We start from the raw sequence: 19300 nt of genomic DNA on the forward strand, positions 1-19300 counted from the left end.
GCTCACTTGGCCGTGTCCGCCACGAGACGCTCGACGGCGTCGACGGCGTCGCCGATGGCGGCCGGGTTCTGGCCGCCGCCCTGGGCGACGTCCGGCTTGCCGCCACCGCCGCCGCCGAGGGTCTTGGCGGCCGTGCGGACCAGGTCACCGGCCTTGAGACCGCGCTCGCGGGCGGCCTCGTTGGTGGCGATGACCGTCAGCGGCTTGCCGTTGGCCGTGGTGAACAGGGCCACGACCGCGGCCCGCCCGCCCTGGATGCGGCCGCGCACGTCGAGGACCAGCTTGCGCAGGTCGTCGGCGGTGGTGCCGTCCGGGACCTGACCGGTGACGACGGCGATGCCACGGACGTCCTTGGCGGACTCGGCGAGACCGGCGGCGGCCTGGAGCACCTTCTCGGCGCGGAACTTCTCGATCTCCTTCTCGGCGTCCTTCAGCTTGGCCAGCATGCCGGCCACCTTCTCCGGGAGCTCCTCGGAGCGGCCCTTGAGCAGTTCGGTGAGCTGGTTGACGACCGTGTGCTCGCGGGCGAGGAAGTTGTAGGCGTCCACGCCGACCAGGGCCTCGATACGGCGCACGCCGGAGCCGATGGAGGACTCGCCGAGCAGCTTCACCAGACCCAGCTGGGCGGTGTTGTGCACGTGGGTGCCGCCGCACAGCTCCTTGGAGAAGTCACCGATGGTGACGACGCGCACCCGCTCGCCGTACTTCTCGCCGAACTCGGCGATGGCGCCCTGCTTGCGGGCCTCGTCGATGCCCATGACGTCGGCGCGGACGTCGAGGTCGCGGGCGAGCACCTCGTTGATCTTCTGCTCGACGTCGGTCATCACCGTCTGCGGCACGGCGGACGGGGAGCCGAAGTCGAAGCGGAAGCGGCCGGGCTGGTTCTCGGAACCGGCCTGGGCGGCCGTCGGGCCGAGGGCGTCGCGCAGGGCCTGGTGGGTGAGGTGGGTGGCCGAGTGGGCGCGGGCGATGGCCGTGCGGCGGCGGGCGTCGATGGAGGCGTGGGCCTTGGCGCCGACGGTGACCTCGCCGACCTGGACGACGCCCTTGTGGACGTAGACGCCCGGGACCGGCTTCTGGCAGTCGCGGACCTCGATGACGGCGCCGGTGTCGACCTTGATGCGGCCGGTGTCGCCGATCTGGCCGCCGCCCTCGGCGTAGAACGGGGTGCGGTCGAGGACGATCTCGACCTCGTCGCCCTCGGTGGCGGCCGGCGAGGAGGCACCGTCGACCAGGATGCCGACGACGGTGGACTCGCCCTCGGTGTCGGTGTAGCCGATGAAGTCGGTCTCCCCGGCCCGGTCGGCGATCTCGCGGTAGGCGCCGAGGTCGGCGTGGCCGGTCTTCTTGGCCTGGGCGTCGGCCTTGGCGCGCTCCCGCTGCTCCTTCATCAGGCGGCGGAAGCCGTCCTCGTCCACGGACAGCCCTTGCTCGGCGGCCATCTCCAGGGTGAGGTCGATCGGGAAGCCCCAGGTGTCGTGGAGCAGGAAGGCCTTGTCGCCGGGCAGCACGGTGGAGCCGGCGGCCTTGGTCTCGGACACGGCGGTGTCGAGGATGTTGGTGCCGGCCTTCAGCGTCTTGAGGAAGGCGTTCTCCTCGGCGAGGGCGACCTTCTCGATGCGCTCGCGGTCGGTGATCAGCTCGGGGTACTGCTGCCCCATCATGCCGATGACGACGTCGATGAGGTCCTTGACGACCGGGCCGGTGGCGCCGAGCAGGCGCATGTTGCGGATGGCGCGGCGCATGATGCGGCGCAGCACGTAGCCGCGGCCCTCGTTGCCGGGGGTGACGCCGTCGCCGATGAGCATGGTGGCGGTGCGCATGTGGTCGGTGACCACGCGCAGGGAGACGTCCGAGGCCTGGGCGTCGCCGTAGCGGACGCCGGTCAGCTCGGTGGCCTTGTCGATCACGGCCATGGAGGTGTCGATCTCGTACATGTTCTGCACGCCCTGCAGAATCATGGCGAGCCGCTCGAGGCCGAGACCGGTGTCGATGTTCTTGCTCGGCAGGTCCCCGAGGATCTCGAAGTTGTCCTTGCCGATGCCCTCGCCCCGCTCGTACTGCATGAAGACGAGGTTCCAGATCTCCACGTACCGCTCGTCGTTGACGGCGGGGCCGCCCTCGGCGCCGAACTCGGGGCCGCGGTCGTAGTTGATCTCGGAGCAGGGGCCGCACGGGCCGGGGACGCCCATGGACCAGTAGTTGTCCTTCATGCCCAGGCGCTGGATGCGCTCCTTGGGCACGCCGACGACCTCGTGCCAGATGCGCTCGGCCTCGTCGTCGTCCTTGTAGACGGTGATCCACAGGCGCTCGGGGTCGAGGCCGTAGCCGCCCTTGTCCTGGGGCGTGGTGAGCAGCTCCCAGGCGAGCTTGATGGCGCCTTCCTTGAAGTAGTCGCCGAAGGAGAAGTTGCCGCACATCTGGAAGAACGTGCCGTGGCGCGTGGTCTTGCCGACCTCTTCGATGTCGGGCGTGCGCACGCACTTCTGCACGCTGGTGGCGCGCGGGAACGGCGGCTTGACCTCGCCCAGGAAGTAGGGCTTGAAGGGCACCATGCCGGCGGGGACGAGCAGCAGAGTCGGGTCGTCCGCGATGAGCGACGCCGAAGGGACGACGGTGTGCCCGCGCTCCTCGAAGAAGCTCAGCCAGCGACGGCGGATCTCAGCCGACTCCATCAGTGGTCCTCATTCCGGTTGTACGAGTTCGTCTGGTACGTCGAACCCTCGACGTACGTCGGGTTGTTGCGGTTCTCGATGGCGGCGTGCCGCCGGGGCGCGGGGAGTTCGTGGTCGGGGACGGGGGCGTCGATCCCGAGCGCGTCGCCCAACTCGGCCTCCCGCTGGGCCATGTTGTCGCGGACGTCGAGCGCGAAGCCGACCGCGCGGTCCTTCAGCCGGTGACCGGCCTCGACCGCCTTGTGCGCCGCCGCGTGGGCGAGGCTCTCGGGGGTGAGCTGCTTCAGCTTCCGGTTGACCTTGGTGGTGGCCCACACTCCGGCGGCGACGCCGCTGGTGAACCAGAACGTACGGCGGAACATCGTTGGGTCAGTCCTTCTTTCCGCGAAGGTTGCGCTTCGTCCGCCGTGCGGCCGGGACGGTGCGGCCCACGATGACGGTACGCGTCGGTGCCTTCGCGGGCCGGTCGTCGTCCCGACGGCCGGCGATTGCCTTGCGCACCCCGTACCCGAAGGCGGCGACCTTCACCAGGGGACCGCCGAAGGTGGAGGCGACGGTGGTCGACAGCGCCGAGGCGTTCGACGTGACCTCCTGGACGTCGGAGGCGATCGCGTCGACCCGGTCGATCTGGGTCTGCGCGGAGCGCACCGCCGCGGAGGCGTCGGCCAGCAGCGGGACGGCCTGGTCGGTCACGTCCGCCACGAGCTTGGTGGTCGCCCGGAGCGTCTGGGCCAGCCTCGCCAGCGCGACGGCGAGGAAGGAGACCAGGATCGCCCAGAACACGGCCACCAGGATTCCGGCCACCTCTCCACCGGACACTGTGCACCCGCTCCCTGAAACGTGCCTGAACATCGAGAAAGTCGTGCACCGAGCCTATCGCGCCGGGCGTGCGGCTCCGTACCGGATTACCGCCCGGCCGACGCAGAAGCCCGCCGCCCCGCCCGCCGGGAAGGGCGGGGAGGCGGCGGGCTGGAGTACCGCGTGCCTGCCGGGGTCAGCGGGCGTAGTACTCGACGACGAGCTGCTCGTCGCAGATCACCGGGATCTCCTTGCGGTTCGGCTCGCGGTCCAGGCGGAACGCCAGGGCCTTGAGGTTCACCTGGAGGTAGCGCGGGGTCTCGCCCTCGGGGGCGAAGCCACCCTCACGGGCGATCGTGAAGAGGGTCTTCTCCTTGGAGCGGTCGCGGACCTGCACGACGTCGTCCGGGCGGACGCGGAAGGAGGGCTTGTCGACCTTCTTGCCGTTGACCTGGATGTGGCCGTGCACGACCATCTGGCGGGCCTGGTAGATCGTGCGGGCGATGCCCGAACGCAGGACCAGGGCGTCGAGACGACGCTCCAGCTCGATGATCAGGGCCTCACCGGTCTTGCCCTGGACCTTGGAGGCACGCTCGTAGGCGCGGACGAGCTGGCGCTCGGACACGTCGTACTGCGCGCGCAGACGCTGCTTCTCGAGCAGACGGACCTTGTAGTCCGAGTTCTGCTTGCGGCCGCGGCCGTGCTCACCCGGCGGGTAGGGGCGGGCCTCGAAGTACTTGACGGCCTTCGGGGTCAGCGCGATGCCGAGGGCACGCGACTTCTTGACCTTGGGGCGGGACTGGTTCGCCACTGTTTCTCTTTCCTAGTTCTCCGGCTTGTCAGGGTTGAGGGAGGTCGCATCCGCAGCCGGGGATCCCGCCTCGTCCCGAGGGACGGGGTGGGCAGCCGCTCCCCTGGTCTGGGCACATATGTGCAGCACGCGAGTGGCCCACCGACCGCTCCCGGAGCTCCGGGTGGTGGTGGGCTGCCCGCGACACCTGTCGACGGTGCGCGACGCTCCTGGAACCCCGAGGGGTTCCGGCCGACTGTCCCGTTCTGACTGCACCGGACTCGGCACTCCGACCGAGTCTACAGGGAACTCAGGACCGCTTACGACCGAGGTGCTTCCTGGTCCACTCCACGGCGTCCGCGTACCGCGCCTCGCCGCCGTGCCGGGTGGGTGTGTAGTACTCGCGGTCCTTCAGGGCGTCCGGGGCGTACTGCTGGGCGGCGATGCCCTCGGGCAGGTCGTGCGGGTACACGTACCCGTGCCCGTGGCCGAGCTTGCCCGCGCCCCGGTAGTGGCTGTCCCGCAGGTGCGCGGGCACCGGGCCGGCCAGCCCCTTGCGCACGTCCTCCAGCGCGGCGCCGATGGCGGTGGTCGCGGAGTTGGACTTGGGGGCGAGGGCCAGGGCGATGGTGGCGTGGCTGAGGGTGAGCGCGGCCTCGGGGAAGCCGATCATGGCGACGGCCTGGGCGGCGGCCACCGCGACGGGCAGGGCGTGGGGGTCCGCGAGGCCGATGTCCTCGCTGGCGGAGATCATCAGGCGGCGGGCGATGAAGCGCGGGTCCTCGCCGGCCTCGATCATCCGGGCCAGGTAGTGCAGGGCGGCGTCGACGTCGGAGCCGCGGATCGACTTGATCAGGGCGCTGGCCACGTCGTAGTGCTGGTCGCCGTCGCGGTCGTACTTCACGGCGGCGCGGTCGACCGTCTCCTCCAGCGTGGTCAGCGCGATCTCGGACTCGCCCTTGTCCAGGGCGGCGCCTGCGGCGGCCTCCAGGGCGGTCAGGGCGCGCCGGGCGTCGCCGCCGGCGATGCGCAGCAGGTGGTCCTCGGTCTCCTCGGGGAGGGTGACGGTGCCCTTGAGGCCGCGCTCGTCGGTGAGGGCCCGGCGCAGCAGGCCGCGGACGTCGTCGTCCGTGAGCGGTTCGAGGGTGAGCAGCAGGGAGCGGGACAGCAGCGGCGAGATCACCGAGAAGTACGGGTTCTCCGTGGTCGCCGCGATGAGCGTGACCCACCGGTTCTCGACGGCGGGCAGGAGGGAGTCCTGCTGGGCCTTGCTGAAGCGGTGGATCTCGTCGAGGAAGAGGACGGTCTCCTTGCCGTAGCCGCCGGAGGCGCGGCGGGCGCCGTCGATGACCGCGCGGACCTCCTTGACGCCCGCGGTGATCGCCGACAGCTCGACGAAGCGCTTGTGGGTGGCCTTGGAGACGACGTACGCCAGGGTGGTCTTGCCGGTGCCGGGCGGCCCCCAGAGGATCACCGAGGAGGGGCCGGCGGGGCCGGAGCCGCCCTCGCCGACCAGGCGGCGCAGGGGCGAACCCGGCTTGAGCAGGTGCTGCTGGCCCACCACCTCGTCCAGGGTGCGCGGGCGCATGCGCACGGCCAGGGGGCTGCCGGTCGGGTCCTTCTCCTGGCGTTCTTCGGCTGCGGCGGTGAACAGGTCGGGCTCCACGCTGAAACCCTAAATCACCGCACCGACAGTCCCGCCGGGGACGTCAGCTCGTCCAGAAGTCCCACCAGCGGGTCAGGATCAGCATGCCGATGATGCCAATGTGCAGGACCGGCATGACCCAGGTGAACTCGCCGAAGAAGCCCTTCAGCCAGCCCGGGGCCGGCAGGAAGCCCTTGCGGACGTTGAACGACGTCACGTACCAGAACATGATGATCGTCGCGACCCAGGCCAGGGAGCACCACAGGCACAGGGCGTTGATCCGGTACAGGGACTGGAACGTCAGCCAGGCGCAGAAGGAGACGCCGAACAGGGTGCCCGCGTTGAAGGTGAGCCAGTACCAGCGCGGGAAGCGGGCGCGGGCCAGCAGGCTCACGCCGACGCCGACGACGATGCCGTAGGCCACCAGGCCCAGCATCGGGTTGGGGAAGCCGAAGACGGAGGCCTGGTCGCTCTCCATGACGCTGCCGCAGGAGACGACCGGGTTGAGGCTGCACCCCGGGGTGAAGGTCTTGCCCTCGACCTTGGCCTCGAGGAGCTTGAACTTGTCGAGCGTGATGATCCACGCGGCGAGCAGTCCGGCGGCGCCGGTGAGCACCAGCATCAGGGCGAAGGCACGGCTGCCGCCCTCGGCGCGCGGGGCGGCGGTGCGCTCCGGCTCGGACTCCGGCTCGGGCGCCGTGGAGACGTCGTTGACTGTCGTCTTGCTCATCACGCCGATTCCGTCACTTGAGGCCTGGACCATCTTCGGGCAGGGCCATTGTGCCGCACACGGGGGCCTGTCGGCCGTTCGATGGACATAAGTGAGCCAGCGCGCGGGAGTGACGCGCGGGGCCGGTGCTTGACGAGCACCGGCCCTGCCGGCGGCGTGCCGCTAGCCGAGCCGGGACTCCAGCTCCGCCACGATCTCGTTGACGCCGATCGCCGTCTGCTCGCCGGACTCCATGTCCTTGAGCTGGACCACGCCCTCGGCGAGGTCGCGCTCGCCGGCGACGATCGTGTAGCGGGCGCCGCTGCGGTTGGCGTTCTTCATGGCGCCCTTGAGGCCCTTGCCGCCGTAGGAGAAGTCCGCCGCGATGCCGTTCTTGCGCAGCTCGGTGACCTTCGCGAACAGCACGCGGCGGGCCCCCTCGCCGAGCGGCACCGCGAACACGCTGGTGGTGGCGGGGAGCTGGAGCTCGACGCCCTCCGCCTCCAGGGCGAGGACCGTGCGGTCGACGCCGAGGGCCCAGCCGACGGACGGCAGCGCGGGGCCGCCGATCATCTCGGACAGGCCGTCGTAGCGGCCGCCGCCGCCCACCGCGGACTGGGAGCCGAGGCCGTCGTGGACGAACTCGAAGGTGGTGCGCGTGTAGTAGTCCAGGCCGCGCACCAGCTTGGGGTCGTCCTCGAAGGAGACGCCGGCCGCGGTGATCAGCTCGCGGACCTCCTCGTGGTACGCCTTGCAGGCGTCGCAGAGGTAGTCGCGCAGCAACGGCGCGTCCGCGAGCTGCTTCTGCACCTCGGCGCGCTTGTCGTCGAGGACGCGCAGCGGGTTGATGTCCGCGCGGCGCAGGGTGTCCTCGTCCAGGTCCAGGCCGCGCAGGAAGTCCTGCAGCGCCGCCCGGTAGACCGGCCGGCACTCCTTGTCGCCCAGGCTGTTCAGGAGGATCCGGAAGTTCTGCAGGCCCAGCGAGCGGTACGCCTGGTCGGCCAGGATGATCAGCTCGGCGTCCAGCGCCGGGTCCTCGGCGCCGATCGCCTCCGCGCCGACCTGCGAGAAGTGGCGGTACCGGCCCTTCTGGGGGCGCTCGTAGCGGTAGTACGAGCCGGAGTACCAGAGCTTGACCGGGAGGTTGCCCGCCTTGTGCAGACTGGCCTCCAGGGCGGCGCGCAGCACGGAGGCGGTGCCCTCGGGGCGCAGGGCCAGCCGGTCGCCGCCCTTGGTCTCGAAGGCGTACATCTCCTTGGTGACGATGTCGGTCGACTCGCCGACACCGCGCGCGAACAGCTCGACGCTCTCGAATCCGGGCGTCTCGATGTAGCCGTAGCCGGAGTTGCGCAGCGGGGCGGCGATCGCCTCGCGGACGGCGAGGTACTTGGCGCTGTCCGGCGGGATCAGGTCGTACGTGCCCTTGGGGGCCTTGAAGGTGCTCACGGAAGGTATCGTCACATTCCTCGTCGGGGAGCGTCCGCGCTCCCGAGGCCGGCGGCCACCTGCCGCAGATACGGGTTGGTGGCGCGCTCCTGGCCGATGGTCGTCTGGGGGCCGTGACCGGACAGCACCACGGTCGAGTCGTCGAGCGGCAGGCACACGCGGGCCAGCGAGTCGAGGATCTCGGCCGGGTCACCGCCGGGCAGGTCGGTGCGTCCGATGGAGCCGGCGAACAGCAGGTCGCCCGAGAACAGGATCGGCGGGATGTCCGCCGCCTCGGGCATGCCGAAGGTCACCGACCCCTTGGTATGGCCCGGCGCGTGCGCGACGGTGAGCTCCAGGCCCGCCAGCTCCAGCCTGGCCCCGTCGGCCAGCTCCCGGACGTCGTCCGGCTCCCCCACGGTCAGCTCGCCCAGCAGCGGCATCCCGACGGAACGGCCGAGCGCCTTCTCCGGGTCGCTCATCATGTACCGGTCCTCGGGGTGGATCCAGGCCGGTACGTCGTGCGCGCCGCACACCGGGACGACCGAGGCCACGTGGTCGAGGTGGCCGTGGGTGAGGACGACGGCGACGGGCTTGAGCCGATGCTTCTGGAGTGCCGCCTCGACTCCTGGGGCCGCCTCGTGGCCCGGGTCGATGATCACGCACTCCTCACCGGCGGCGGGGGCGACGAGATAACAGTTCGTCCCCCAGGCCCCGGCGGGGAACCCGGCAATGAGCACGATCGTCCTTCGTTGTGTCGATACGGGTGTCTTGCGGCGGGGCTGCGCCCGTGGTCAGAGCCTACCGGCGCTGCCGATTCCTCAGCGAACCCATATACGGTACGGGGCACACGCACGCGGTCGCTCACCGGTCGCACGCGTACCGGTCGACACACGAGACGCATGAGGAGAGAACCCGGTGGTCAGCCAGGAACAGCGGCGGCGTCAGCTCGCCCGGGAGAAGTTCTTGCGGCAGCAGCAGCGGCGCACCGAGGCGCGGCGCAAGGCGCGGGTCCGCAACTCGGTGATCGCGTCGGTCCTCGGCGTGGTGATCGTGGGCAGCCTCGCGCTGTACACGACCGGGGTGCTCAAGAAGGACGACGACAAGACCGACGCGAGCGCGGACGTCACGCCGAGCGCCTCCCCCAGCAAGGCACCCGACCCGTGCGAGAAGCCCGCCCCGGGCAAGGTCGCGACGAAGACCTGGAAGAAGGAGCCGGCGCTGTCCGTCGACAAGTCGGCGAAGTACACGATGACGCTCGCCACGACCTGCGGCGACATAGACATCGCGCTGAAGGCGTCGGCGGCGCCGCACACGGTCAACTCGTTCGACTTCCTCGCCGGCAAGGGCTACTTCGACCACTCGAAGTGCCACCGGCTCACCACCAACGGCATCTACGTGCTGCAGTGCGGCGACCCGACGGGCACCGGCACCGGCGGTCCCGGCTACACGATCCCGGACGAGAACCTGAAGGACAAAAGCCTGAAGGACAACGTCTACCCGGCGGGCACGGTCGCGATGGCGAACACCGGCCAGAAGAACAGCGGCGGCAGCCAGTTCTTCCTCGTCTACCAGGACAGCCAGTTGCCGCCGAGCTACACGCCGTTCGGTACGGTCTCGGAGGCGGGCATGAAGGTGCTGAAGAAGATCGCCGCCGCGGGCGAGAACACCGGAGCCGGTGACGGGGCGCCCAACGCGACGGTCGTGATCGACAAGGCGACCGTCACGAAATCCTGACCGCGAACTGCGTGAATTCGGTCGCGCGGGATGCGGACAGGCCACCCGCCGGTCGCCTATGTTGGCCGTGACGAAACTGTGGACGATGCCCGGGGGAGATACCGCCCCTCGCAGGCATCATGTGGAGGAGGCGCTGTGAGCAGCGACCCGTGGGGCCGCGTCGACGAGACGGGGACCGTGTACGTGCGTACGGCCGACGGCGAGCAGGTCGTCGGTTCCTGGCAGGCCGGCTCCCCCGACGAGGCGCTGGCCTACTTCGAGCGCAAGTACGAGGGCCTGGTTGTCGAGATCGGCCTCCTCGAGAAGCGGGTGAGGACCACCGACCTGTCCGCCAAGGACGCGATGGCCGCCATCGGCCACCTGCGCGAGCAGGTCGACGCGCACCACGCGGTGGGCGACCTGGACGCCCTGCGGGCCCGGCTGGACAAGCTCGTCGCCCTGGTGGAGACGCGCCGCGAGGAGCGCAAGGCACAGCGCGCCAAGCAGTCCGACGAGGCGCGCCACGCCAAGGAGGCGCTGGTCGCCGAGGCCGAGGAGCTGGCGCAGTCCGACCAGTGGCGGGCGGCCGGCGAGCGGCTCCGGGCTCTGGTGGACACCTGGAAGGGGCTGCCGCGCCTGGACCGCAAGTCCGACGACGAGCTGTGGCACCGCTTCTCGCACGCGCGCTCGGCGTTCTCCAAGCGCCGCAAGCAGCACTTCGCGCAGCTGGACGCGCAGCGCGAGGAGGCCCGCCGGATCAAGGAGCGGCTGGTCGCCGAGGCCGAGGCGCTGTCGGGCTCGACGGACTGGGGCCCGACGGCCGCGCGGTACCGCGAGCTGATGGCGGAGTGGAAGGCCGCGGGCCGCGCCCAGCGCGAGCACGAGGACGACCTGTGGAACCGCTTCCGCGGCGCCCAGGACGTCTTCTTCGCCGCCCGCAGCTCCGTCTTCGCCGAGCGCGACGCGGAGCAGGCGGAGAACCTGAAGCTCAAGGAGGAGCTGGCCGAGGAGGCCGAGAAGCTCCTGCCGATCACGGACCTGAAGGCGGCGCGGGCCGCGTTCCGCTCGGTCAACGAGCGCTGGGAGGCCATCGGCCACGTGCCGCGCGACGCGCGTCCGAAGGTCGAGGGCCGGATGCACGCCGTGGAGCGGGCCATCCAGGAGGCCGAGGAGGCCGAGTGGCGCCGGACCAACCCGGAGGCACGCGCGCGTGCCGAGGGTCTGACCGGCCAGCTCCAGGCCGCCGTGGACAAGCTCAGGGCCCAGATCGAGCAGGCCAGGGCGCAGGGCAACAACGCCAAGGCCGACAAGCTCGAGCGGGAGCTGCAGGGCCGCCAGGCGCTGCTGGACCAGGCCCTGAAGGGGCTGCAGGAGTTCGGCGGCTGACGGACGGTACGCCACCGGTCGACGTCGCGACCGACGGGAGAGGGGCTCCCGCACCTTCAGGTGCGGGAGCCCCTCTTCATGTCGTCCGCGGCTGTTCCGCGGTGCCGCTACGACCGGTTGCGCGCCGACGTCACCCGGTACACGTCGTAGACGCCCTCCACGCCGCGCACGGCCTTCAGGACGTGGCCGAGGTGCTTGGGGTCGCCCATCTCGAAGGTGAAGCGGGAGGTGGCCACCCGGTCACGGGAGGTCTGGACGGCCGCGGAGAGGATGTTGACGTGCTGGTCGGACAGCACCCGGGTGACGTCCGACAGCAGCCGGGAGCGGTCCAGGGCCTCGACCTGGATGGCGACCAGGAAGACCGAGGACTGGGTGGGCGCCCACTCGACGTCGAGGATGCGCTCGGGCTCGCGGGAGAGCGAGTCGACGTTCACGCAGTCGCTGCGGTGCACCGACACGCCGCTCCCCCGCGTGACGAAGCCGATGATCGGGTCGCCGGGCACGGGCGTGCAGCAGCGGGCCAGCTTGACCCACACGTCCTCGACGCCCTTGACGATCACGCCCGGGTCGGCGCTCGCGCGGCGCTTGCGGCTGCGGCCGCGGGCCGGCGGAACCGTCTCGTCGATCTCCTCGCTGGCGGCCTCCTCGCCGCCGAGCGCCTGGACCAGCTTCTGCACGATGTTCTGCGCGGAGACGTGGCCCTCGCCGATCGCCGCGTACAGCGCGGAGATGTCCGCGTAGCGCATCTCGTGGGCGAGCGTGACGAGGGAGTCACCGGTCAGGATGCGCTGGATCGGCAGGTTCTGCTTGCGCATGGCGCGGACGATGGCGTCCTTGCCCTGCTCGATCGCCTCGTCGCGGCGCTCCTTGGAGAACCAGGCCCGGATCTTGTTGCGGGCGCGCGGCGACTTGACGAAGCCGAGCCAGTCGCGGGAGGGGCCCGCGCCGGCCGCCTTGGAGGTGAAGACCTCGACCAGGTCGCCGTTGTCCAGCGTCGATTCGAGCGGTACGAGACGGCCGTTGACCCGCGCCCCTATGGTGCGGTGACCGACCTCGGTGTGGACCGCGTAGGCGAAGTCCACCGGGGTGGCACCGGCCGGGAGCGCGATGACGTCGCCCTTGGGGGTGAAGACGAAGACCTCGTTGCGCGAGAGGTCGAAGCGCAGCGACTCCAGGAACTCGCTGGGGTCCTCGGTCTCCTTCTGCCAGTCCAGGAGCTGCCGCAGCCACGCCATGTCGTTGATGGCGTCCTTGTCCTTCGCGGACGTCTTCGGCGCGTCGGTGCGGATCTTGGAGGCTCCGGCGACGGCCTCCTGCTTGTACTTCCAGTGCGCGGCGATGCCGTACTCGGCGCGGCGGTGCATGTCGAAGGTGCGGATCTGGAGCTCGACGGGCTTGCCGCCGGGGCCGATCACCGTCGTGTGCAGCGACTGGTACATGTTGAACTTGGGCATCGCGATGTAGTCCTTGAACCGGCCGGGGACCGGGTTCCATCGCGCGTGCACCGTGCCGAGGGCCGCGTAGCAGTCGCGGACGGTGTCCACCAGGACGCGGATGCCCACCAGGTCGTAGATCTCCGCGAAGTCACGGCCGCGGACGATCATCTTCTGGTAGACGCTGTAGTAGTGCTTCGGGCGGCCGGTGACGGTCGCCTTGATGCGGGCCGCCCGCAGGTCCTGCTGGACCTCGTCGGTCACGATGGCGAGGTACTCGTCCCGCTTGGGGGCGCGCTCGGCGACCAGGCGGACGATCTCGTCGTACATCTTGGGGTAGAGGATCGCGAAGGCGAGGTCCTCCAGCTCCCACTTGATGGTGTTCATGCCCAGGCGGTGGGCGAGGGGCGCGTAGATCTCCAGGGTCTCGCGCGCCTTCTTCTCCTGCTTCTCGCGCTTGAGGTAGCGCATGGTGCGCATGTTGTGCAGGCGGTCGGCGAGCTTGATGACCAGGACGCGGGGGTCCTTGGCCATGGCGACGACCATCTTGCGCACGGTCTCGGCCTGCGCGGCCTCGCCGAACTTGACCTTGTCCAGCTTGGTGACGCCGTCGACGAGCAGGGCGACGACGTCGCCGAAGTCGCGCCGCAGGTCCTCCAGGCCGTACTCGGTGTCCTCGACGGTGTCGTGCAGCAGGCCCGCCATCAGCGTGGCCGGATCCATGCCCAGCTCGGCGAGGATGGTGGTGACGGCGAGGGGGTGCGTGATGTAGGGGTCGCCGCTCTTGCGCTTCTGGCCGCGGTGCCAGCGCTCGGCGACCTGGTAGGCGCGCTCGATCTGGCGGAGCGTCGAGTTCTCGATCTTCGGGTCGTTGCTGCGCACTATCCGCAGCAGCGGTTCCAGGACCGGGTTGTAGGGGTTCGCGCGCTGGACGCCGAGGCGGGCGAGGCGGGCGCGGACGCGGTTGGAGGAACCGGAGCGGGCGGGCTGGCCGGCACCCTGGCGGACCGCGGGCGGGACGGGCTTGGGGCGCGACTGCTCGGCGGGCTTGTCGACGGGCGCCGACGGGGCGTGCTGCACCGGCCCGCGCAGGTCGTTCTTCGCGTGCGGCGCGCTGGGCGCGGGCTTCGCCGCGGCTGCCGAGGCGGACTCGGGCTTGGCGGCGGTCAGGTGCTGGGCCTCGTCTGGCAAGAGGACTCCTCGTGCGCGATCCCGGGTCCCCGGTCAGGCTCCGGAGACCCCATGGTAGCGATCCTGCGTCCCAGGATCGCCTTCAGGCCGATGTGAGAGCCGTCTACCCGGGAAACGCACGAGGCGGGCACCGGATTCCTCCGGGCCCGCCTCCGCACCGTACGGTGCCGGTCACACGACGAGCAGGGCCTCCAGCGGGGCACTGCCCAGCGCCGGCTCCAGCCGGCCGCGGCCGCCCAGGAAGCCGAGCTCCATGAGGACCGCGAGGCCGGCGACCTCGGCGCCCGCCCGGCGGATGAGCCGGATCGCGGCCTCGGCGGTGCCGCCGGTGGCCAGGACGTCGTCGACGACGAGGATGCGGTCGGCGTCGGTCAGGTCCTCGGCGTGCACCTCGATCTCCGCCGAGCCGTACTCCAGGTCGTAGGCCTGGCTGAGGGTGGCTCCGGGGAGCTTGCCCGCCTTGCGTACGGGGATGAAGCCGAGGCCGGCGCGGACGGCGACCGGGGCGCCGAGGATGAAGCCGCGGGCCTCCAGGCCGACGACCTTGGTGGCGCCGGTGCGCTCGGCGATCTCGGCGAGCGCGTCGGTGAGCGTGGTGAACGCCGACGGGTCGGCCAGGAGGGGGGTGATGTCCTTGAACATCACGCCGGGCTCCGGGTAGTCCGCCACGTCCCGGATGCGGCTGAGCAGCAGCTCCTGGATGTCGGTCATCGCCGCTTCCCCGAGGGTCGGCCGCGGCCCCGGGCACGGGAGGAGGGCTGGTGGCGCGGGCCGACGACCGCCGCAGCGGCGTCCTCCGGCTCGTCGTCGTACACGTCGTCGGCGACCGGGGCGTCCGGCGCGTCCGGGGACTCGCCCTTCTCGGTGGCCTGGGCCCGCTTGGCGAGGACCCGCTTCTTCAGCGCCTTCATCGCCGGCTCGCGCTCCTTGAGGTCGGCGACGAGCGGCGTGGCGATGAAGATCGAGGAGTACGCGCCGGCCGCGAGACCGACGAACAGCGACAGCGAGATGTCGTTGAGCATGCCGGCGCCGAGGACACCGCCGCCGATGAACAGCAGGCCCGCCACCGGCAGCAGTGCGACCACCGTGGTGTTGATGGAGCGGACCAGGGTGCTGTTGATCGAGCGGTTGGCGACGTCGCTGTAGGTCCAGCGGGTCTGCTTGGTGATGTCCTTCGTCTGCTCCTTGAGGCTGTCGAAGACGACGACCGTGTCGTAGAGCGAGTAACCGAGGATGGTCAGCAGACCGATCACCGTGCCGGGCGTGACCTCGAAGCCGACGAGGGAGTAGATGCCCACGGTGATGGTGATGTCGTGGATCAGGGCGACGAACGCGGCGACCGCCATGCGCCACTCGAAGGCGATCGCCAGGTAGATCACGACGAGGACCAGGAAGATGCCGAGGCCCTGCCAGGCCTTGTCGGCGATCTGGTCGCCCCAGCTGGGGCCGACCAGCTCGGCGTTGATCTCCTCCGCGTCGACCTTCAGGTCGTCGGCGAGGGCCTTCTTGATCCCGTCGGCCCGGTCGGTGTCGATGCCGGCGACCTGGATGCGCAGCGTGCCGTTGCCGAGCTTCTGGGCGATCGCGTCGTGGCCGGCGGCCTCCTCCGCGTACTCCTCGGCCTGGGAGACCGAGACACTGGTCTTCGGGGTGTTGAAGACCGCGCCGCCCTGGAACTCGATGCCCATGTTGAGGCCGCGCACCGCCAGGCCGACGATGGCGGTGATGGTGATGAGGATCGAGACGCCGTACCAGATCCTGCGGTTCTTGACGAAGTCGTAGCCGATCTCGCCACGGTGGAGTCGGGCGCCGAGGTTGCCGAGCTTCGACATCTCTCACGCCTCCTTCGGTTCGACGGGGGCGGGGGCGGAGGGACGGCGGGTGCGGCGCAGCGGCGGCTTGGCACCCAGGCTCTTCGGGTCGAGACCGGACCAGCGGTGGCCGTCGGCGAAGAACTTCCTGCGGGCGAGGAGCGTCATCAGCGGCTTGGTGAAGAGGAAGACCACGACGACGTCGAGCAGGGTGGTCAGGCCGAGCGTGAACGCGAAGCCCTGGACCTTGCCGACGCTGACGATGAACAGCACGGCCGCGGCGAGGAACGACACGAAGTCGGAGACCAGGATGGTGCGCCGGGCGCGCGGCCAGGCCCGCTCGACGGCGGGGCGCAGCGAACGGCCCTCGCGGATCTCGTCCCTTATGCGTTCGAAGTACACGATGAACGAGTCGGCGGTGATGCCGATCGCGACGATGGCGCCGCAGACGGCCGGCAGGTTCAGCGCGAAGCCGATGGCCGGGCCGAGCAGGGCCATGATCGTGTAGGTCAGGGCGGCGGAGACCAGCAGCGAGAGGATCGCGACGAACGACAGGCCGCGGTAGTAGACCAGCAGGTAGAGCACGACCAGGGCGAGGCCGATGGCGCCGGCGATCAGGCCGGCCTGGAGCTGCTCGCCGCCGAGGGCGGGGCTGACCGTGTTGACGCTCGCCTCCCGGAAGGAGAGCGGGAGCGCGCCGTAGGACAGCATGTTGGCGAGGCTCTGGGCGGACTCCTGGTTGAAGTTGCCGGAGATCTCCGCGTTGCCGCCGGTCAGGGCCTGGCTGACGTACGGGTCGGAGACGACCTCGCCGTCCAGGACGATGGCGAACTGGTTCTGCGGGGAGGGGTTCTTCGCCAGCTCGCCGGTGATGTCCGCGAACTTGTCGGAGCCCTTGTCCGTGAAGTCCATCTGGACGGTCCAGCCGGCGCCGGTCTGGGTGTCGATGACGGCCTGGGCCTTCTTGACGTCCGTGCCGTCGACGGCGGCGGGGCCGAGGATGTACTTCTGCCACTGGCCCTGCGCGTTCTGGCCGCAGGCGACGGTCGAGTCGGTGGGCTTGGCGCCGTCACCGGCCGTGGCCCGGACGTCCTCCTTGGTGCAGTCCAGCGCCGCGTACTGCGCCTGGAGCTTGCTGTCCGCCTCGGCGGAGGTGCCGCCGGAGGCGGACGGGGAGGGGCTCGCCTGTGCGTCGCCCGAGGCGCTCGCGCTCGCGGACGGGGTGGCGTCGGCCTTCAGGGCGTCGGTCAGGGCGCGGCCCTGCGTGGTGGCGCTCGCCGAGGGGCTGCCGGAGGCGGACGGCGACGCCGTGTCCGTGGCCTTGTCGGTGGCCTTGTCCTCGTCGGTGGCCCCGGCGCTGGGGCTGCCGGAGGCGCTCGGCGTGGGGGTGGCCTCGCCGGCGGCGCCGGAGAGCTCGGTGGCGACGACCGGACGGAAGTAGAGCTTGGCGGTGGTGCCGACCTGGTCCCGGGCCTGTTCGGAGTTCGTGCCCTTGGGGATGTTGACGATGATGTTGCGATCGCCCTGGGTCTGGACTTCCGACTCGGAGACGCCGAGACCGTTGACGCGGCGCTCCATGATGGAGACGGCCGTGGCCATGTTGGTCGGATTGATGGCGTCGGGCTGGCCGGGTTCGTTCCGTGCCTCCAGCGTGATGCTGATGCCGCCGGCGAGGTCGATGCCGAGGCGCGGCGTGGTGTGCCCGGAGGCGAACATCCCGCCGGTGAGCGCCACGAGGGCGATCAGGATCAGGGCCAGCGAGCGCCCTGGCTTGCTCTGGGCGCTCGCGCTCCGGCCCTTTTTAGGTGCTGCCACCTTCTCGTACTCCCCTTCGGGGCCGCCTCGCACCGGGTCGGCGGGCGGGCGGCCATGACATGGTGTCGCGATCCCGGGCGATCAGGGCACGTCCCGGGGCGCGCAGGCCCTGGCCTGCGCGCCCCGGGAGACCACTACTTCGCCTCGGTGTCGCCGTCGGTCTTCTTCGGCTGTGCGTCCGTCTTCGCCTGGTCCGCCGGGGTGTCGTCGGCGGGCTCGTCGGCCACGTCCTTCTTGCCGAGGTCGACGGAGGCGCCGTCGGAGGGAGCGGCAGCGTCGGCGGCGGGCCCGTCGGTCTCGGTGAGGGAGGAGGCGTCGTCCGGGACGAGGTCGGCGTCCGACTTCAGGTCGTGCTCGATGCCGTGCACGATGCGGTTGTACTCGTCGTCGGTGAGGACGGCGCCGATCGAGTTCTTGGCGAAGAGGAGCTCGACGCCCGGACCGGCGTCGAGGAGGACCGTGTCCTCGTTGACCTCCTTGACCGTGGCGTACATGCCCCCGATGGTGCGGACGCCGGAACCGGGCTGCATCTGGTTCCGCATCTCGATGGCCTGCTGCTGCTTCTTCTTGGCCGACCGGGTCATCAGGAACATGGCCCCGATGAGCACGATGAACGGGAGGAGGGTCACGAGACTCACGGGTCGGTACTTCCTTCACGCGACCGCGATGGTGAGCGGCCTGATGGTTGGGGGTGTGTACGCCGCCGGCAACGGCGGCATCGGCGGAGTCTAAGCGAGTCCGCGCGCAGGGAACAACGCTCAGCATGGCACCGGCGTTCCCTCCCCGGCCACAGAGCTCGCCGTCACGGCGCCGTCACGTCCCGAACAGGTCCTGTTGTCCGTTTCCCGAGGTCTGCGAGCGTGGCGGGGTCAGGCCGAGATGCGTCCATGCCGCGGGGGTCGCGACCCGGCCGCGCGGGGTGCGGGCCAGCAGGCCCTCCCGCACCAGGAACGGTTCGGCGACCTCCTCGACGGTCTCGCGCTCCTCCCCCACCGCCACGGCCAGCGTGGACAGGCCGACCGGGCCGCCGCCGAACAGCTTGAGCAGGGCCTCCAGCACACCCCGGTCCAGGCGGTCCAGGCCCCGGCTGTCCACCTCGTACACGGCGAGCGCGGCGGCGGCGATCTCCCTGGTGATGACGCCGTCGGCCTTGACCTGGGCGTAGTCGCGCACGCGGCGCAGCAGGCGGTTGGCGATGCGGGGCGTGCCGCGGGAGCGGCCGGCGATCTCGGCGGCGCCGTCCGGCTCGATCTCGACGTCGAGGAGGTGGGCGGAGCGGTGGATGACCCGCTCCAGTTCGGCGGGCTCGTAGAACTCCATGTGCGCGGTGAAGCCGAAGCGGTCGCGCAGCGGGGGCGGCAGGAGTCCGGCGCGGGTGGTGGCGCCGACCAGGGTGAAGGGGGGCAGCTCCAGCGGGATGGCGGTGGCGCCCGGGCCCTTGCCGACGATGACGTCGACGCGGAAGTCCTCCATCGCCATGTACAGCATCTCCTCGGCGGGCCGGGACATGCGGTGGATCTCGTCGAGGAAGAGGACCTCGCCCTCCTGGAGGGAGGACAGGATCGCGGCGAGGTCGCCGGCGTGCTGGATGGCGGGGCCGGAGGTGATGCGGATGGGGGCGCCCATCTCGGCCGCGATGATCATCGACAGGGTGGTCTTGCCGAGGCCGGGGGCGCCGGAGAGCAGGACGTGGTCGGCGGTGGCGCCGCGCGCGCGTGCGGCGCGCAGGACGAGGTCGAGCTGCTCGCGCACCTTCTCCTGGCCGATGAACTCGCCCAGGTCCTTGGGGCGCAGGGCGGCCTCGACGGCCTGGTCCTCGCGGTCGGCGACAGAGCCCACCAGCCGCTCGGCGGCGGAGGTGTCGGTCGTGTCGTCCCAGTTCATTGCGTGTGCCTCGGGGTCTCGT

16 protein-coding genes are annotated in these 19300 nt (G+C 70.8%); 2 read left to right on the forward strand and 14 right to left on the reverse strand.

Annotated elements, in window-relative coordinates; genetic code table 11:
* Positions 1–2: 2 nt before the first annotated feature.
* The 8 genes from alaS to ACIF8T_RS08575 all read right to left on the reverse strand — a co-directional run bounded on the left by alaS (position 3) and on the right by ACIF8T_RS08575 (position 8782).
* The gene (gene alaS / locus ACIF8T_RS08540) at positions 3–2675 is read right to left on the reverse strand and encodes an alanine--tRNA ligase (RefSeq protein ID WP_400032573.1); all 2673 of its coding nucleotides are present in this window, start codon (positions 2673–2675) and stop codon (positions 3–5) included.
* On the reverse strand, positions 2675–3037 hold the full coding sequence (locus tag ACIF8T_RS08545; protein ID WP_400032575.1) for a hypothetical protein: 363 nt from the start codon (positions 3035–3037) through the stop codon (positions 2675–2677). Before ACIF8T_RS08545 ends, alaS begins: the two co-directional genes overlap by 1 nt.
* 7 nt (positions 3038–3044) lie before the next feature.
* A complete protein-coding gene (locus ACIF8T_RS08550) occupies positions 3045–3494 on the reverse strand; it encodes a DUF948 domain-containing protein (protein ID WP_400032577.1) in 450 nt (149 codons plus the stop codon).
* A gap of 175 nt (positions 3495–3669) precedes the next feature.
* Entirely contained in the window at positions 3670–4284 is a 615-nt protein-coding gene (rpsD, locus tag ACIF8T_RS08555; RefSeq protein ID WP_309096595.1) for a 30S ribosomal protein S4, read from the reverse strand.
* 289 nt (positions 4285–4573) lie between these two features.
* A complete protein-coding gene (locus ACIF8T_RS08560) occupies positions 4574–5929 on the reverse strand; it encodes a replication-associated recombination protein A (RefSeq protein ID WP_400032579.1) in 1356 nt (451 codons plus the stop codon).
* Between the two features lie 43 nt (positions 5930–5972).
* The gene (locus tag ACIF8T_RS08565; protein ID WP_400032581.1) at positions 5973–6638 is read right to left on the reverse strand and encodes a vitamin K epoxide reductase family protein; all 666 of its coding nucleotides are present in this window, start codon (positions 6636–6638) and stop codon (positions 5973–5975) included.
* A 162-nt stretch (positions 6639–6800) separates the two neighbouring features.
* The gene (gene hisS / locus ACIF8T_RS08570) at positions 6801–8063 is read right to left on the reverse strand and encodes a histidine--tRNA ligase (RefSeq protein ID WP_400032583.1); all 1263 of its coding nucleotides are present in this window, start codon (positions 8061–8063) and stop codon (positions 6801–6803) included.
* Between the two features lie 11 nt (positions 8064–8074).
* Positions 8075–8782, reverse strand: coding sequence for an MBL fold metallo-hydrolase (locus ACIF8T_RS08575; RefSeq protein WP_400032585.1), 708 nt, complete (start codon positions 8780–8782; stop codon positions 8075–8077).
* Between the two features lie 178 nt (positions 8783–8960).
* On the opposite strand from ACIF8T_RS08575, the gene ACIF8T_RS08580 reads away from it, so the two are divergent.
* On the forward strand, positions 8961–9779 hold the full coding sequence (locus tag ACIF8T_RS08580; RefSeq protein WP_400032587.1) for a peptidylprolyl isomerase: 819 nt from the start codon (positions 8961–8963) through the stop codon (positions 9777–9779).
* Between the two features lie 135 nt (positions 9780–9914).
* The gene (locus ACIF8T_RS08585; protein ID WP_400032589.1) at positions 9915–11144 is read left to right on the forward strand and encodes a DUF349 domain-containing protein; all 1230 of its coding nucleotides are present in this window, start codon (positions 9915–9917) and stop codon (positions 11142–11144) included.
* Positions 11145–11251: 107 nt separating this feature from the next.
* On the opposite strand, the gene relA is transcribed toward ACIF8T_RS08585, so the two are convergent.
* From relA to ruvB, 6 genes are all read right to left on the reverse strand, one after another.
* A complete protein-coding gene (gene relA, locus ACIF8T_RS08590) occupies positions 11252–13768 on the reverse strand; it encodes a GTP pyrophosphokinase (protein ID WP_400032591.1) in 2517 nt (838 codons plus the stop codon).
* 171 nt (positions 13769–13939) lie between these two features.
* Positions 13940–14479 carry an adenine phosphoribosyltransferase gene (locus ACIF8T_RS08595; RefSeq protein ID WP_400032593.1) on the reverse strand — a complete coding sequence of 180 codons (540 nt, stop codon included), beginning with the start codon at positions 14477–14479 and terminating at the stop codon, positions 13940–13942.
* Positions 14476–15600 (reverse strand): protein translocase subunit SecF, encoded by a 1125-nt coding sequence (gene secF / locus ACIF8T_RS08600; RefSeq protein ID WP_400032595.1) that lies wholly within the window; start codon positions 15598–15600, stop codon positions 14476–14478. Before secF ends, ACIF8T_RS08595 begins: the two co-directional genes overlap by 4 nt.
* Before the next feature lie 3 nt (positions 15601–15603).
* A complete protein-coding gene (secD, locus tag ACIF8T_RS08605) occupies positions 15604–17394 on the reverse strand; it encodes a protein translocase subunit SecD (protein ID WP_400032597.1) in 1791 nt (596 codons plus the stop codon).
* A 134-nt stretch (positions 17395–17528) separates the two neighbouring features.
* Positions 17529–18032 carry a preprotein translocase subunit YajC gene (yajC, locus tag ACIF8T_RS08610; RefSeq protein WP_400032599.1) on the reverse strand — a complete coding sequence of 168 codons (504 nt, stop codon included), beginning with the start codon at positions 18030–18032 and terminating at the stop codon, positions 17529–17531.
* A 175-nt stretch (positions 18033–18207) separates the two neighbouring features.
* Positions 18208–19278 carry a Holliday junction branch migration DNA helicase RuvB gene (gene ruvB / locus ACIF8T_RS08615; protein ID WP_400032601.1) on the reverse strand — a complete coding sequence of 357 codons (1071 nt, stop codon included), beginning with the start codon at positions 19276–19278 and terminating at the stop codon, positions 18208–18210.
* Between the last annotated feature and the right edge of the window lie 22 nt (positions 19279–19300).

Source organism: Streptomyces sp. NPDC085946 (genome assembly GCF_044540485.1).
GTDB lineage: Bacteria > Actinomycetota > Actinomycetes > Streptomycetales > Streptomycetaceae > Streptomyces.

What these genes read in the sequence shown, in the direction of transcription:
- alaS (WP_400032573.1), bottom strand. Translation starts at nt 2,675, where the DNA reads ATGGAGTCGGCTGAGATCCGCCGTCGCTGGCTGAGCTTCTTCGAGGAG.
- ACIF8T_RS08545 (WP_400032575.1), bottom strand. Translation starts at nt 3,037, where the DNA reads ATGTTCCGCCGTACGTTCTGGTTCACCAGCGGCGTCGCCGCCGGAGTG.
- ACIF8T_RS08565 (WP_400032581.1), bottom strand. Translation starts at nt 6,638, where the DNA reads ATGAGCAAGACGACAGTCAACGACGTCTCCACGGCGCCCGAGCCGGAG.
- ACIF8T_RS08595 (WP_400032593.1), bottom strand. Translation starts at nt 14,479, where the DNA reads ATGACCGACATCCAGGAGCTGCTGCTCAGCCGCATCCGGGACGTGGCG.
- secF (WP_400032595.1), bottom strand. Translation starts at nt 15,600, where the DNA reads ATGTCGAAGCTCGGCAACCTCGGCGCCCGACTCCACCGTGGCGAGATC.
- ruvB (WP_400032601.1), bottom strand. Translation starts at nt 19,278, where the DNA reads ATGAACTGGGACGACACGACCGACACCTCCGCCGCCGAGCGGCTGGTG.